The 13,168-nt window shown below is 57.5% G+C and carries 16 protein-coding genes; 2 read left to right on the top strand and 14 right to left on the bottom strand.

The window, feature by feature from the left end; genetic code table 11:
- The first annotated feature begins 3 nt into the window (after positions 1 to 3).
- Positions 4 to 486, top strand: coding sequence for a Slp family lipoprotein (locus HY308_10005; protein MBI3898616.1), 483 nt, complete (start codon positions 4 to 6; stop codon positions 484 to 486).
- Here the strand turns inward: HY308_10005 and HY308_10000 are convergent.
- The 11 genes from HY308_10000 to rpoE form a co-directional block, all read right to left on the bottom strand.
- On the bottom strand, positions 483 to 869 hold the full coding sequence (locus tag HY308_10000; protein ID MBI3898615.1) for a holo-ACP synthase: 387 nt from the start codon (positions 867 to 869) through the stop codon (positions 483 to 485). The two genes, HY308_10005 and HY308_10000, sit on opposite strands and share 4 nt — an antisense overlap.
- A gap of 42 nt (positions 870 to 911) precedes the next feature.
- Entirely contained in the window at positions 912 to 1,652 is a 741-nt protein-coding gene (recO, locus tag HY308_09995; protein MBI3898614.1) for a DNA repair protein RecO, read from the bottom strand.
- Positions 1,652 to 2,557: a GTPase Era gene (gene era, locus HY308_09990; GenBank protein MBI3898613.1), complete on the bottom strand. Its 906-nt coding sequence runs from the start codon at positions 2,555 to 2,557 to the stop codon at positions 1,652 to 1,654. The genes recO and era overlap by 1 nt, the downstream gene beginning before the upstream one ends.
- Complete coding sequence (rnc, locus tag HY308_09985) at positions 2,554 to 3,231, bottom strand: ribonuclease III (protein MBI3898612.1); 678 nt, start codon at positions 3,229 to 3,231, stop codon at positions 2,554 to 2,556. Before rnc ends, era begins: the two co-directional genes overlap by 4 nt.
- Positions 3,224 to 3,604, bottom strand: coding sequence for a DUF4845 domain-containing protein (locus HY308_09980; protein ID MBI3898611.1), 381 nt, complete (start codon positions 3,602 to 3,604; stop codon positions 3,224 to 3,226). Before HY308_09980 ends, rnc begins: the two co-directional genes overlap by 8 nt.
- Positions 3,605 to 3,644: 40 nt before the next feature.
- A complete protein-coding gene (lepB, locus tag HY308_09975; protein MBI3898610.1) occupies positions 3,645 to 4,478 on the bottom strand; it encodes a signal peptidase I in 834 nt (277 codons plus the stop codon).
- A gap of 2 nt (positions 4,479 to 4,480) precedes the next feature.
- On the bottom strand, positions 4,481 to 6,289 hold the full coding sequence (lepA, locus tag HY308_09970; protein MBI3898609.1) for an elongation factor 4: 1,809 nt from the start codon (positions 6,287 to 6,289) through the stop codon (positions 4,481 to 4,483).
- Between the two features lie 131 nt (positions 6,290 to 6,420).
- Positions 6,421 to 7,812 (bottom strand): Do family serine endopeptidase, encoded by a 1,392-nt coding sequence (locus HY308_09965; GenBank protein ID MBI3898608.1) that lies wholly within the window; start codon positions 7,810 to 7,812, stop codon positions 6,421 to 6,423.
- Between the two features lie 3 nt (positions 7,813 to 7,815).
- A complete protein-coding gene (locus HY308_09960) occupies positions 7,816 to 8,790 on the bottom strand; it encodes a MucB/RseB C-terminal domain-containing protein (GenBank protein ID MBI3898607.1) in 975 nt (324 codons plus the stop codon).
- The gene (locus HY308_09955) at positions 8,787 to 9,344 is read right to left on the bottom strand and encodes a hypothetical protein (GenBank protein MBI3898606.1); all 558 of its coding nucleotides are present in this window, start codon (positions 9,342 to 9,344) and stop codon (positions 8,787 to 8,789) included. The genes HY308_09960 and HY308_09955 overlap by 4 nt, the downstream gene beginning before the upstream one ends.
- A gap of 11 nt (positions 9,345 to 9,355) precedes the next feature.
- The gene (gene rpoE, locus HY308_09950; GenBank protein ID MBI3898605.1) at positions 9,356 to 9,934 is read right to left on the bottom strand and encodes an RNA polymerase sigma factor RpoE; all 579 of its coding nucleotides are present in this window, start codon (positions 9,932 to 9,934) and stop codon (positions 9,356 to 9,358) included.
- 212 nt (positions 9,935 to 10,146) lie between these two features.
- Here rpoE and nadB point away from each other — a divergent pair, with 212 nt between their 5' ends.
- Complete coding sequence (gene nadB, locus HY308_09945; protein ID MBI3898604.1) at positions 10,147 to 11,820, top strand: L-aspartate oxidase; 1,674 nt, start codon at positions 10,147 to 10,149, stop codon at positions 11,818 to 11,820.
- On the opposite strand, the gene HY308_09940 is transcribed toward nadB, so the two are convergent.
- The 3 genes from HY308_09940 to HY308_09930 are packed head-to-tail and all read right to left on the bottom strand — an operon-like array spanning position 11,774 to position 13,144.
- Complete coding sequence (locus HY308_09940; protein ID MBI3898603.1) at positions 11,774 to 12,223, bottom strand: hypothetical protein; 450 nt, start codon at positions 12,221 to 12,223, stop codon at positions 11,774 to 11,776. The genes nadB and HY308_09940 overlap by 47 nt on opposite strands.
- Positions 12,201 to 12,449 (bottom strand): succinate dehydrogenase assembly factor 2, encoded by a 249-nt coding sequence (locus HY308_09935; protein MBI3898602.1) that lies wholly within the window; start codon positions 12,447 to 12,449, stop codon positions 12,201 to 12,203. The genes HY308_09940 and HY308_09935 overlap by 23 nt, the downstream gene beginning before the upstream one ends.
- Positions 12,449 to 13,144, bottom strand: coding sequence for a succinate dehydrogenase iron-sulfur subunit (locus tag HY308_09930; GenBank protein MBI3898601.1), 696 nt, complete (start codon positions 13,142 to 13,144; stop codon positions 12,449 to 12,451). Before HY308_09930 ends, HY308_09935 begins: the two co-directional genes overlap by 1 nt.
- Positions 13,145 to 13,168 lie beyond the last annotated feature (24 nt).

The raw sequence follows: 13,168 nt of genomic DNA, 5'->3' as shown, positions 1-13,168 counted from the left end.
ACGATGCAAAAAGCCTGGATCCTTCTATGTGTTGTCCTCCTAAGCGCGTGCGCGAGCCCACCGTTCGATCTTACGGGCATCGACAAAGAGCTTACGCCCGATGCCGTACTCGCTAAGGGCGATACCACCCGCGGACAACGTGTGACATGGGGTGGAATGATCATTAACAGCAACAATCGCAAGGACGTCACCGAGATCGAGGTATTGGGCTACCCGCTCGACCGCTCGGCGCGGCCCGATACAAATAATGCACCACAACATCGCTTTATTATTTCCAAGGAAGGCTATCTAGAGACGGCGGATTTCCGACCGGGGCGGCTAATCAGTGCGATCGGAACAACGGCAGGTACACATAACGGAAAGGTCGGCGAAGCGGCTTACGTTTATCCGGTATTGCAGGCCGAGCAATTACATCTCTGGCCGATAAGCCAACCACGAGCCGCTGACCCGAATGTGCACTTTGGCATCGGCATTATTTTTCACTAGACTCGAGCGGTTTCGAAGATGACGAAAGCAACCGCATAGTCGCTCTCGTCGCTGATGCTCAGATGTACTGCCTGAATTTTCCTGGCCGCCACGAACTCGAGCGCGCGTCCGCTAAATTCCACTATCGGCTTCCCATTCGCATCGTGCGCTACGCTGATTTGACGTAAGCTCAATCCATCGCGAAAACCGGTACCCATCGCCTTAGCCGCCGCCTCCTTCGCGGCAAAACGGCGCGCCAAAAAGTTTGCCGGTCTGGCATGATCGCGAAACTCGATCAATTCGTTGTCGGACAAAATACGCGCGGCGAATCGCTCGCCAAATCGATCAAGGCCTTGCTGCAGCCGTACCACTTGTACGATATCGGTGCCGATACCGAAGATCACGGCGTCACCGCCTCACACCATCGAAATTTACGCCAAGCTCGATCACGCACTTTCTTCTTGCACCAGCGCCGGCGTGCGCTCACCGAACAGCCGCCGGCTCTGTAACGGCTTGTCTCCCAAATGCGGCGCTAGTGCGGCTCGCATCAACGCTTTGGTCTCGCGCAACGCTACCGCATCGTCGAGCTGCTCGCCGGCGAGCGCCAATAGGCTAGCGCCACGAATTCGTACGCCTTGCACCCGCGACAACAGCTCCGGGTGATGCACGCGCATCGGTCCACGCTCCAAGATGTAATCGTAAACGGCGTTCGGATCGATCGGATCGTGGCTTCCGGCTTCATGCTCAAGCAACAAACCGTAGCCGACCTCACCGAGCAAGTGCTTTTCAAAAACCCGCAACACAGCTTCTGACGGCGACACGCGCAGACCGTCGAGCGCGGCACGATAACGATCGTAAAGCCGCTCATGCGCATCGAGTCGCTGCAACAATCGCAGCAACAACTCATTCAGATAAAAACCGCAGTAGAGTCCCGTACCGATCAGCTCGACACCGACACCCTCTATCTCGGCACCGGTCAACGACATCAACTCACCGCGGCCACTCCAACTTAATAACAATGGTTGAAACGGTTTTAGTACACCGCGCAAGCGGCTAGTCGGGCGACGCGCGCCCTTGGCAATCAAGCCGACACGACCGTGCTGACGTGTATAGACCTCGAGCAGTAAACTAGTCTCGGTATAGTTGCGCTGATGTAACACGAATGCCGGCTGTTGCTGCTCGCGCATCAACCCGAGTCCTCTTGATAACCCAAGCGTTGCATCGCCCGCGCATCGTCGGACCAACCTTCGCGCACGCGTACCCACAACCGTAGATTCACCTTAACACCGTAACGTTTCTCCATCGCTTGGCGCGCGCGTATGCCGACCTGCTTCATACGTTCACCGCCGGCGCCGATGAGAATCGCCTTCTGCCCTTCGCGCTCCGCCCAAATGACGGCTTCTACTTGGAGTTTGCCCTTCACTCGCGTGAAGCGCGTCACTTCGACGGTCGTGACATACGGCAATTCCTGTCCGTAGTTGCTGTAAATCTGTTCGCGCACGATCTCGCTTGCCAGAAACCGCTCGCTTTTATCGGTGCGCTGCTCCGGCGGATAGATTGGCGGCTGTTCCGGAAAGTAAGTTAACAACACACGCTCGAGCTCTTCGACGCCCTCGCCATTGCGCGCCGACAACGGCACGATCTCGTTGAACAACATGCGTTCCGACGATGTCTGAATCAACGGCAATAATTGCTTTTGGTTCTTCATCCGGTCGATCTTGTTGATCGCCAAAATCACCGGGATCGTCAATCGTTGCGCGACCACGAGTGCCGAGTCATCTTCCGGGCGCCAACCCTCGGCACCGATCACCAGCACCACGCAATCGACACCTTCGACACTGCCGCTAGCGAGCTTCGACATATAACGATTGAGCTGTCGGCCTTCCGGTGCATGCAGGCCGGGCGTATCGACATAGACCATTTGCGCCGTATCGGTGGTTTTGATGCCGAGGATACGGTGCCGCGTCGTTTGCGGTCGTCGCGAAGTAATGCTGATTTTTTCGCCGACCAAGCGATTGAGCAGCGTGGATTTGCCGACGTTGGGTCGGCCGATGAGGGTAACGATACCGCTACGGAAGGATGGGTCGCTCACTGCTTAGAAATTCTCTCGTACGCGGTTTGTGCCGCTTGTTGTTCGGCGGCGCGGCGGGTGCTGCCTTCGCCGCGCGTGGTCAGCGAAAGCTCCGGCACCTGGCATTCCACAATAAAAAGCTGATTATGCGGATCACCGGCGATCTGCAACACATTATAAATCGGCAACGGCACCGATTGCTTTTGCAAATACTCTTGCAACCGCGTCTTCGGATCTTTAGGGATGGCGCGCGGATCGAGCCGCCCAAAATGCGGGGCCAGCAACTGCAGTATCAATTCGCGAGCACTGTCGATTCCGCGATCTATGTAGACCGCGCCGAACACCGCTTCCAGCGAGTCGGCCAGGATGGAATCGCGGTCGAAGCCGCCGCTTTTCAGCTCGCCGCTGCCCAACACCAGCGAATCGCCCAATACCAAATCGCGCGCGACCGCTGCCAGCGTTTCTTTTTTTACCAAACTGGCACGCAAACGCGTGAGCTCGCCTTCGCTCAACTCGGGAAAACGTTTATAGAGATCGCCGGAAACGACAAAATTGAGGACACTATCGCCGAGAAATTCGAGACGCTCGTAGTTGTCGCCGCTGCGACTACGGTGGGTCAACGCACGTTCGAGGAGCGCAGGCTCCGCGAACGTGTAGTTCAATCGGCGACAGAGCTCAGACTGCGCCTTATTCATTAACCCCAGCCACCTCGTGCAAGTGATCGAAAGTGAGCAGCACGGATATGTTGTAGAAAAGCGGAATCACCAACTCGTAGTCAAAGCGGATGGCTTTGTTCTTGCCGCGCTTCTCGATAACCAGAGTTTTGGCAGGATTGACCTCGTTAATGTTGTCGATGTCAAAATGCTTGTTTAGGCTTTCGACCATTTGCCCCTTGTCCATCGAACCGATATTGGGATTTTTGGCCAATTCCTTGAGCGCCGCTTCAATCTTAAAGTCGGTCATGTAAGGCGGAAATAGCTTTAAGCCTATAAATATGAAGAACGCAAACACAGCAATGACAAACATTGCGCCCCACATCGTCATCCCACGTTGCCGGTCACGTGACATGCACCTACCTCCCGGGTTGGATTGATTCAATAGTAGCAGCTCAGTGAATGATGTTGCCGATACGGTCAAACGCAACCCGCGGACAAGGCCAAGCGCCCTGGTGCGAGTAGTCACACGAGAACCAGATAAGAAACGCCTTGCCCACGAGATTTTCCTGCGGGACATAGCCCCAGTAGCGACTATCGTTACTGTGGTCGCGATTGTCGCCCATCACGAAATAATGCCCAGCCGGAACAACGAACGGCGGCGGCGTCAAATCGACCCGCGACGATAGGAGTATTTCGTGTTCGACACCATCCAACTTTTCCAGATTCCGGACAGCGCTGTACTGCGGTTCGTCATTTTGTTGAACCGTATATTGGCCGATCGGTTCGTACGGCATTAGACGGCCGTTAACGTAGATTTTTTTGCCTTCATAGACAACGCGATCACCGGGCAAACCGATAACCCGCTTGATATAGTTAACCGACTCGTCGCCCGGAAAGCGAAACACGATCACATCGCCGCGTTGTGGATCGCCAACTGGGATAATTTTTTTATTGATAACCGGCAGACGCAAGCCATAGGAAAATTTATTCACGAGGATGAAGTCGCCAATGTGCAGACTCGGCAACATTGAACCTGATGGAATCCGAAATGGTTCGACCACGAACGAACGCAGCAGAAACACGATCAAGATAACCGGGAAGAACGCGCGCGCGTATTCCACATAAAGCGGTTCTTTAGCAGCGGCTCGGCGCGCCGCATCGTCGCCGTCCGATTGGGCGGCGGCTTTAGCGGCACGCGCACGTGCACCCGCCCACGCAAACCGATCCAACCCCCAGATCAAGCCGGTGGCACACACTAGTACGAACAATACGAGAGAAAAATCCATAGCTATTTGTCGTCCACTCGCAGTACCGCGAGAAATGCTTCTTGCGGAATTTCGACAGATCCTAATTGCTTCATGCGCTTTTTACCTTCTTTCTGTCTTTCCAGCAGTTTACGTTTACGCGAGATATCGCCGCCGTAACATTTTGCCGTAACGTTCTTGCGCAAGGCTTTGACGGTCTCGCGAGCGATAACCTTTGAACCGATCGCCGCTTGAATGGCGACGTCGAACATCTGCCGCGGAATGAGCTCGCGCAACTTCTTGACCAGCTCGCGACCGCGATAGTCGGTCTGCTGCCGATGCACAATCACCGACAATGCATCCACTTTATCGCCGTTGATCAGCACGTCAAGCTTGCAAACATCGGACGGACGAAATTCGATGAGCTCGTAGTCGAACGAGGCGTAGCCGCGGCTGACCGATTTCAAGCGATCGAAGAAATCGAGCACGACTTCGTTCAGCGGCAACTCGTAAGTCAACATCGCCTGGCGGCCGTGGTAGAGCATGTCTTTCTGCACGCCGCGCTTCTCGACACACAGACCAATAACACCACCAACATATTCCTGCGGCACCAAGATCGTGGCGCGAATGATCGGCTCGCGAATTTCTTCGATTTGCGATGGGTCGGGCAACTTTGCTGGATTCTCGACGCGCAACACCTCAGCCTTGGCCGTGACCACTTCGTACACCACTGTCGGCGCCGTCGTGATGAGGTTCAGCCCGTATTCGCGCTCCAACCGTTCTTGGATAATTTCCATATGCAGCATGCCGAGGAAGCCGCAACGGAAACCGAAACCCAGCGCCTGCGATGTCTCCGGCTCGTAATTCAGTGACGCGTCATTCAACGAGAGCTTGCCGAGAGCATCGCGGAAGTTGTCGTAGTCATGCGCCTCGATCGGATAAACGCCGGCGAACACGCGCGGCTTGATTTCTTTGAAACCCGGCAACGGCGTCACCGCCGGCCGATGCGCCAATGTAATCGTGTCGCCGACACGGGCACTGCGTACATCTTTGATACCGGCGATCACATAACCGACCTCGCCCGCCGCCAAGACTTCAACCGGCTTGCGTTTCGGCGTGAAGATACCGATTTGCTCAGCGATATAATCGCGACCGGTAGCCATGAGGCGAATTTTGTCGCGCGGCGCAAGCCGTCCTTCCATGACGCGCACCAGCGAAACGGTGCCCAAGTAATTATCGAACCAGGAATCGATGATCAACGCCTTGAGCGGCGCATCGGCATCGCCGCGCGGCGCCGGGATGCGAGCGATGAGGGCCTCGAGAATTTCCGGTACACCAACGCCGGTCTTGGCACTGACCGGTATTGCATGGCCGGCATCGATGCCGATGATGTCCTCGATCTCGCTGATCGCACGCTGCGGATCGGCCGCCGGCAGATCGATTTTGTTCAGCACCGGCAAAATTTCTAAATTGAGCTCGGCGGCGGTATAACAATTGGCGACCGTCTGCGCCTGCACGCCCTGCGATGCGTCGACTACCAGCAATGCACCGTCACAGGCGGTCAACGACCGCGAGACTTCGTAAGAAAAGTCGACGTGTCCGGGCGTATCGATCATGTTGAGGCGATACAATAGGCCGTCGCGCGCTTTGTAGGTCAGCGCTACGCTCTGCGCTTTGATAGTGATGCCGCGTTCGCGCTCGAGGTCCATCGAGTCGAGCACCTGCGCTTGCATCTCGCGTTCTTCCAATCCACCGCAAATCTGAATGAATCGATCGGCCAGCGTCGACTTGCCGTGATCGATGTGGGCGATGATGGAGAAATTCCGGATGCGTTCTTGATTCCAACCGCTCATAGGGTCTGATAGGAAGTCTTATCGGTCGGGGCATTAAAAAAGGCGCCGCTGGCGCCCCTGCTTCGTTTCGCGGGGCCCGGCCCGGCCGGCCCGTCCCACGCGGCGCGTAGCATAACCGATTTCGGCGTTATCTAGGGAGTCAGCGCCATATACACCGACGATGCCCCACGACGGACCCGCAATACCACCGGGGCGCCGGGCTTCGCCTGGGCTAACAATCGATAAAATCCGCCGACACCGGCGATCGGCCGGCCGTCGATATCAACGATAACGTCGCCGGCATGCAATCCAGCCTCGCGCGCCGGCCCGTCGAGTACGTCGTCGACGCTGACACCCGCTTGGACCTCGTGATGTTTGCGCTGCGTTGCCGTGAGTTCACTCAAGACGATGCCCAGATGTTGGCCATTATTGCCGTCAGTACGTGGCACCGCCGACACCCGCGTCAGCTGCTCTTCCCGCAACTCGCCGACCCTTACCGCCGCTTGTACCGCACCCTGGTTTCGTCGGAACAATTTCATACGCGCTACCGTGCCGGGCGGCGTCAAACCGACCAGCGGCGGCAACTCAGATGACAATGCGATCGGTCGGCCCTCGTACTCGAGCACAATGTCGCCGCTTTTCAGCTCGGAATGGGCCGCCGGACCGGCCGGCAAGATGTCGGCGATCAATGCACCACGCGGTTTATCGAGACCATATGCCGCCGCCAAACCATGCGTCACCTCCTGTAAACGTACGCCGAGCCAACCGCGGTGCACGCCGCCCTCGCGCTTCAATTGCTCGGCGATACGCACGGCGATGTCGATCGGAATGGCGAACGACAACCCCATGAAGGTTCCGGTCTGGCTATAGATTTGCGAATTGACGCCGACGACCTCGCCTTTCAAATTGAACAGCGGTCCGCCAGAGTTACCGGGATTAATGGCGACATCGGTCTGCAAAAACGGTACGTAGTTTTCGCTCGGCAAACTGCGCCCTTTCGCTGACACGATGCCCGAGGTCGCCGAGCTTTCGAAACCGAACGGCGCGCCGATCGCCAACACCCAATCGCCTACCGCAAGATCCGTCGGATTGCCGATTGCCACCGACCGCAAATTGGTGGCATTGATTTTCAACAAGGCAATATCGCTGCGTCGGTCAGCGCCTACCAAGCGCGCGCGATACTCGCGGCGGTCGGCCAGGCGAACCATGATCTCGCTCGCTCCTTCAACAACGTGCGCGCAGGTAATGACATAACCATCGTCGGAAATAACGAAACCCGAACCGAGTGACGTACCATCGCTGGACGGGCCGCCGCGAAATCCGTCGTTCGGATCTTCGTTGTCTTCTTCCTGTTCTTGCATCAATGACGGCGGCCGCACACCCTTCGGCTGGTAGACCGTACTGATGTTAACGACCTCAACCTCGTGCTTACGCACCAAGGTTACGAAGTCAGGCAGATCGCGCGCGTTCGCTAATGCCGGCGCCAGCAAAAATATACCGAGCCAGAGCCAAGTCGACGGAAAACAGCGAACGGGCTGGCGCATGACCTACGGTCCCGGGGCGGGAACAAGCGAATTGCTGATCATGGTAATCGTCTTAGCAGGTACTGCACCGACGACGGTCGCATAGTGGTCGTCGACCGGTCGGCTATGCGCCGACAACGCGCCCACACGCGTCGGCAATTCTCTGATCGGCTCAGCATGCTCGCTGCGCTTCTCCACGAATACCGACACCGCTGCCAAGCCGTCGGTATACACCAACTGCTGCACCAAGCGTCCGCCAAGCGCCATCTTGCGAATAACGGTGCGCGAAAGTTTGAAGCCCTTGGGCAACCGCATCGCCCGCCAGCTCTCGGTCGACGGCGTCGGTACCTCAGTATCGCGGTGCCACTTGAGCTCGGTCGTCGGTGTTTGCGGCAACAGCGATGCGGGCGAGATATCGCCGCCGATATTGACCTGGGTGAACATGAACTGCTCAAGCACCGCACCTTTGCTGTCGGTGATGTCCGCCTTGAGCAGCAACCCGGTTTCGTCGTCCGCCCACAACTGATAACCGTAACGGTAATCGTCACGCGGCCGGATTAACACGCGTTGCACGTTGCGACCGACGACGCGCGCCGGCCGGCCGAGCTCGATGACATAATTCTCACCAATCCCAGGCAACTGATCGGGCAGGATGGCGGGAAAGTTTTTATGGTTGAGCCGACGTGGCTCGACGACAACTGATTTTTGATCCGGCAAATAGCAACGGACCTCGCGTTCGGTACGGATGACCTCACGCGCCGGCCCGGTCAGCGAAACCAACCGCTCTTCAACTCCGCCATCAACGACGCGATGAAGGATACGCATGGTCTCGAGCTGAGCACCGTGCTGATAAACGAACACGCCATCGTAATTCAGCTCACGTGCTGCCCGATTGATCCGTATCAACCAGTCTTGCGCCTCGGCAGCGGCATAAACTGGAATACTTATTAAGAGCAGACAAATCGCGGAAACAGGCGCAGGAAGACCGAGCGGACTCATTTATCCGGAAGATTCCCATCAACGTCATGCGTCACAACGCGGGCATACGGCCAAATGCCACCCATGCCCTCGGTCGAAACAAACTCGCTGTGACCGACGATATAAGCATTGAAGCGCTCGCCGTCAGACGGCACTACCGATGTTGCTGTCGGCGCAATAGCGGTTACCGTCGGCGCAGAGACAGTAGCGACCGTTTGCGTTTCCGTATTCTTAACATTATTAACGGCTACCACCGGTGTCGCCGTATTCAGAAAGCTCTGCAGAGAAACGATAGATACGGTGGCGACCGATGCTGCCAAGGCAAAACCGGCGGCCAATGGGCCGAAACGCAACCGGCGGTTGGTCTCTTCCGGCTCGTCTAGCTGGGCGAGCACACCATCGACGAAACCGGCAGGCGCCACCGCCTCCAGCTGTCGCGTCATTGCTGCGCGAATCAAATGATACCTTTCCCAGGTACCCCGCAGCTTGTCATCACGCTGCAGCGTTTGCAGCACCTGGTGCTCTTCGTGCTCACTCAATTCCGCGTCGATAAAAGCAGACAACTTTTCGCTCATACAGGCTCGGCTCACTTCTCTAACAACGGTCGCAATTGGTTATCGATCGCCTCGCGTGCCCGGAAGATGCGGGAACGCACGGTACCGATAGGACACTCCATGACTTGAGCAATTTCCTCGTAGCTCAACCCTTCGATTTCGCGCAACATGATGGCAGTACGCAAATCTTCCGGCAGCGATTCAATAGCACGACTGACGGTCCTAGCAATCTCATCGGTCAGGAGACTACGCTCGGGCGTCGCCTGGTCGCGAAGATGCTCCCCGCTTTCAATCAGCTCGGCGCCTTCCACTTCCATATCCGTGTTAGGCGGCCTGCGCCCCTGGGAATCGAGATAGTTTTTAGCGGTGTTCACGGCGATCCGATATAACCAAGTATAGAACGCACTCTCGCCACGGAAACCGCCGATGGCACGGTAGGCCTTAATAAAGGCCTCTTGAGCGACATCTTCGACCTCGGCCCGATCGCGCACATAGCGCGCCACCAGCTTGATCACCTTGTGCTGGTACTTCCGTACCAGCAGATCAAAAGCCGCTTTCTCGCCACGCTGCACCCGGGCGACTAATTTCTGATCAATGCTGCGTTCCGACATCAGTAGTGCTGACCTTGTGTCGGACACGTGCAGCGACTCGCTGCCAGTAACAGACCGTTACTAGTCAATAAAGTTCGCGTGTTTGACCGGCATTTACAATTGTTGTTGCGCAATCCCCACCCGGCGCTTGTCTCATCAAGCTAAACCGGGCGCTATGATAGGATAACGCGCCTGTAACAACTACTACGCGTCGCCTCTAAATCAATTCACCCATGTCCTCACCCGCGCATGCAGATGTACTCGTCGTCGGTAGCGGCCTGGCAGGCCTAAGCCTGGCCCTGCGTTTGGCCGAGCGCACGCAGGTCACGGTTCTTTCCAAGGAAATGGCAACCGAGGGCTCGAGCCTATACGCCCAAGGCGGCGTTGCCGCCGTCCTCGATACACGGGCCGACTCGTTTGACGCTCATGTGCAGGATACCTTGGTGGCCGGCGCCGGACTGTGCCGGCGCGACGCAGTTGAATATACCGTGCGTCGCGGACCGGAGGTCGTGAACTGGCTGTTGCAACAAGGCGTGCCGTTTACCACCGATCCGCAGCGATCGACAGCCGAGCACATTGACGATGGCGCTCCTGAATTCCATCTCACTCGCGAGGGCGGCCACAGCCACCGGCGCGTCGTACATGCCGCCGATGCCACCGGCCATGCCGTCGAAACCGCGCTGATTGCCCGCGCCCGGCAGCATCCGAATATTCATTTTCTCGAACATTGGCTCGCGATCGATTTGATCACGAGCAACAAGCTCAGTCAGTCCGGCCCCAACCGCTGCGTGGGTTTGTATGCGCTGCATAAGCAAAGCGGCGAAGTGCGCGCGCTAAGCGCCGGTTGCGTCGTCTTCGCTACCGGCGGCGCTTCGAAGGTGTATCTCTATACCAGCAACCCCGACACCTCTACCGGCGACGGCATTGCCATGGCTTGGCGCGCCGGCTGCCGGGTGGCAAACATGGAGTTCATGCAGTTCCACCCGACGTGCCTTTATCACCCGCGCGCGAAGTCGTTCCTTATCAGCGAAGCGGTGCGCGGTGAAGGCGGTCGTTTGCTGTTGCCGGACGGCGAACCGTTCATGCAAGCGCATGACCCACGCGGCGAGCTGGCGTCGCGCGACATCGTCGCGCGCGCGATCGACTACGAGATGAAACGCCGCGGCCTCGACTTCGTGCATCTCGACATCAGTCATCAACCGGCGGATTTCATCAAAGAACATTTCCCGACGATCTACCAACGCTGCCTGCAGTTCGGCTACGACATGACACGCGAGCCGATTCCGGTCGTGCCGGCGGCGCACTACACCTGCGGCGGTATCGCTACCGATCTGCGCGGTCGCACCGACATCGACCGGCTCTACGCGATCGGTGAATGTTCCTATACCGGCCTGCACGGCGCCAACCGGCTGGCGAGCAACTCGATGCTGGAGTGCCTGGTGTATGGTGCCGCCGCCGCTGAAGATATCAACGCTCGTTTAACTGCTGGGGAGTTAAGCGCCGTCGCCCTAACACGCTTACCACGTTGGGATGAAAGCCGCGTGACCGACGCCGACGAACAAGTCGTGGTGTCGCACAACTGGGACGAGCTGCGGCGCTTCATGTGGGACTACGTCGGCATCGTCCGCACGACTAAACGTTTAGAACGTGCCCACCGACGGATCGAATTGCTGAGCGAAGAAATCCGCGAGTACTACCGAAACTTCCGTGTGACCAACGATCTGATCGAGTTGCGTAATCTCGTGCTGGTGGCCGAGCTGATCATCCGTTCGGCGCTATCGCGCAAGGAAAGCCGTGGCTTGCACTACACGCGCGATTATCCGACGCCGGATCCGCGTTACGCCAATCAGGAAACGGTGCTCACTCCGCCGCGCTATTCAAACGCAACTGTACCCGCAAGCGTCTGAAGTTTTCCGCCGTCACCGCGTCGGCGGGAATAATGACGCTCACCGGCCAACGGCGATCGGCCAACCGCACCACGAGTATCGTCAGCCACGGCTGTAGCCAACGGCTCATCAGCTTGCCGGCATAGTGTGCATTAGAACCGGCAAAACGAATGGTGTACTCCCCCGGCACGCTCGCCGAGGCAATGCCCACCACAGCGTTAGGCCCGCGTCGCCAGACATGTTGGCGTAACGTGCGGTAAAGGCTGATCAAAAGCGTGAATGACAGCGCAACACGAACGGCAACCGGCAGCGGTAACAACAGCGCGAATATCAACGCACCGGTATGCGTTAAGACAAAAACGAGCGCGAGCAGCGGCGACGCGCGCAGTTCGAGGGAAATATTATCGGGCGATTTTTTGTACAAGCGCCTGCAGCGCCGGGTCGTCTAAAGTTACGATACCGAAACAACCATCGAGCAACTCGTTGTCCGGTAATTCCAACAACCGATCGAGTGCGGTGTGCTCGTCTGCCGTCAGCTGCGGATAGTCGCGCTCGAGAAACCTCGCCAACAACACATCGAGCTCGAGCAAACCGCGCCGGCAGTGCCAGCGCACGCGTGCCTCGCGGCGGTCGTCACTCACCGCCGTCATCATGTAACGCGCTTGACCAGCAGTTCTTTGATGTGACCGATGGCCTTGGTCGGGTTCAACCCCTTCGGACACACCTCGGTACAGTTCATGATGGTATGGCAACGGAACAGCTTGTACGGATCTTCCATATCATCGAGGCGCTCGCCGGTCGCTTGATCGCGCGAGTCGGCGATGAAGCGATACGACTGTAACAACGCCGCCGGACCGAGGAATTTGTCCGGATTCCACCAAAACGACGGGCACGCTGTCGAACAACAGGCGCACAAAATACACTCGTACAGCCCGTTCAACTTTTCGCGCTCCTCGGGCGACTGCAGCCGCTCCTTCTCCGGCACCGGCTCCTTGTTGATCACATACGGCTTGACCGAGTGGTACTGCTTGAAGAACTGCGTCATGTCGACGATCAAGTCACGAATCACCGGCTGACCCGGCAACGGTTTCAGCACCACCGGCTCCTTCAAGTCGGCGATACGCGTTACGCAGGCTAGACCGTTCTTGCCGTTGATGTTCATCGCGTCCGAGCCGCAAATACCTTCGCGGCATGAACGGCGGAAGGTGAGCGAATCGTCCGCCTCCTTCAACCGGACAATGGCGTCGAGCAGCATCCGATCGGACGGCTGCAACTCGATGTCATAGTCCTGCATGTACGGCTTGGAGTCGGTCTCCGGGTTATACCGGTAAACGGAGAAACGCATGGTTCGTTTTCCTCGTAATACGCA

Source organism: Gammaproteobacteria bacterium (genome assembly GCA_016199745.1).
Classification (GTDB): Bacteria; Pseudomonadota; Gammaproteobacteria; order Acidiferrobacterales; family Sulfurifustaceae; genus JACQFZ01.
The sequence above is the reverse complement of the archived record's forward strand: the minus strand, read 5'-3'. Positions and strand labels throughout refer to the sequence as shown.

Bases quoted from the DNA above. Each gene is read 5' to 3' on its own strand.
- HY308_10005 (MBI3898616.1), top strand. From the start codon at position 4: ATGCAAAAAGCCTGGATCCTTCTATGTGTTGTCCTCCTAAGCGCGTGC.
- recO (MBI3898614.1), bottom strand. From the start codon at position 1,652: ATGCGCGAGCAGCAACAGCCGGCATTCGTGTTACATCAGCGCAACTAT.
- rnc (MBI3898612.1), bottom strand. From the start codon at position 3,231: ATGAATAAGGCGCAGTCTGAGCTCTGTCGCCGATTGAACTACACGTTC.
- HY308_09980 (MBI3898611.1), bottom strand. From the start codon at position 3,604: ATGTCACGTGACCGGCAACGTGGGATGACGATGTGGGGCGCAATGTTT.
- lepB (MBI3898610.1), bottom strand. From the start codon at position 4,478: ATGGATTTTTCTCTCGTATTGTTCGTACTAGTGTGTGCCACCGGCTTG.
- lepA (MBI3898609.1), bottom strand. From the start codon at position 6,289: ATGAGCGGTTGGAATCAAGAACGCATCCGGAATTTCTCCATCATCGCC.
- HY308_09965 (MBI3898608.1), bottom strand. From the start codon at position 7,812: ATGCGCCAGCCCGTTCGCTGTTTTCCGTCGACTTGGCTCTGGCTCGGT.
- HY308_09960 (MBI3898607.1), bottom strand. From the start codon at position 8,790: ATGAGTCCGCTCGGTCTTCCTGCGCCTGTTTCCGCGATTTGTCTGCTC.
- HY308_09955 (MBI3898606.1), bottom strand. From the start codon at position 9,344: ATGAGCGAAAAGTTGTCTGCTTTTATCGACGCGGAATTGAGTGAGCAC.
- rpoE (MBI3898605.1), bottom strand. From the start codon at position 9,934: ATGTCGGAACGCAGCATTGATCAGAAATTAGTCGCCCGGGTGCAGCGT.
- nadB (MBI3898604.1), top strand. From the start codon at position 10,147: ATGTCCTCACCCGCGCATGCAGATGTACTCGTCGTCGGTAGCGGCCTG.
- HY308_09935 (MBI3898602.1), bottom strand. From the start codon at position 12,449: ATGACGGCGGTGAGTGACGACCGCCGCGAGGCACGCGTGCGCTGGCAC.
- HY308_09930 (MBI3898601.1), bottom strand. From the start codon at position 13,144: ATGCGTTTCTCCGTTTACCGGTATAACCCGGAGACCGACTCCAAGCCG.